1 pseudogene is annotated in these 1023 nt (G+C 74.1%); it reads left to right on the top strand.

The features are described 5' to 3' along the window. A pseudogene (locus tag GT354_RS34440) lies at positions 1–1023 on the top strand (helix-turn-helix transcriptional regulator); the annotation flags it as partial.

Below are 1023 nucleotides of genomic sequence, written 5' to 3'. Positions count from 1 at the left end.
CCGTGGTCGCGGCGCGGCCGGGCCCCGCCGAGCAGGTGGCCGCACTGCTCGCGGTGGTCGACGCGGGTGGGCAGGCGCTGGAGGAGCTCGACCACGTGCTCAGCCGGGCCCACGGGGCGGCGGGCGGTGATCCGGGATTGCAGGCCAGGGTGGAATTGCGCCAGGCGATTCGGGCGAACATCTGCGGGGCGGGTCCGTACGTCGCGCGCGATGCCTCGGCGCGAGCGGCGATTTTGGCCCGTGAAGCGGGTGATCGTCCGCTGGAGGCGATGGCGTTGACCATGCGCGCCCGGGTGGAGCGGGTGATCGGCGATCCGGGCTCCGCCGAAAGCCTCGCCGAGGCCCTCGCGTTGGCGGTCTCGGTCGAGGAGATCGGGGTGGCGGAGAGTCCGCAGTATCTGGCCGTGCGGTTCGCCCTCTTCGACGACCGCCTCCAGGAGGCACGCGAGCGACTGTTGGAACTGTTGCCCTTCGCCGAGCGCAGCGGCGTCAGCGAGGATCTGATCGAGGTGCTGCGGAGCCTGACCGAGGTGGCGGTCCGCGCCGGTGACGCCGCCAAGGCGGTGACCTGGAGCGAACGCGCCCTCGCCCTGTGCGCGGCGGCGGGTCTGTCGCCGGGCCCGGTGCGGTGGACCGCGGCCGTCGCACAGCTCGCCGGCGGCCGGTTCGAAACGGCCATCCGGCACGCGGAACGCGGCCTGCACGCGTCCCGCGACGCGCACGACACGATCTTCACGTCCCGCAACCTGCTGGTGTTGGCGAGCACCCACCTGGCCACCGGCGACAACGTCACCGCGTTGGCGGCGCTGCGCTCGGTCGCCGAGATCGAGGCGGATCAGGGCATCGCCGACCTGACCATGCTGCGCTGGGAGCCGGAGTTGGCCGAGGCCCTCGCGGGCACCGGTGAACTCGACGAGGCCGACGAGTTGCTGGACCGGCTGTGCGCGGCGGCCGACGCGTCGGTGCTGGCCGGCGGGGTGGGCGCGGCGATCACCAGGGCCCGGGCCCTGTGCGCGGCCCGGC

It is taken from the genome of Streptomyces sp. SID3343, from assembly GCF_009865215.1.
Taxonomy (GTDB): domain Bacteria; phylum Actinomycetota; class Actinomycetes; order Streptomycetales; family Streptomycetaceae; genus Embleya.
Note: the sequence above shows the minus strand (reverse complement) of the source record. Positions and strands in the feature narration are given on the sequence as shown.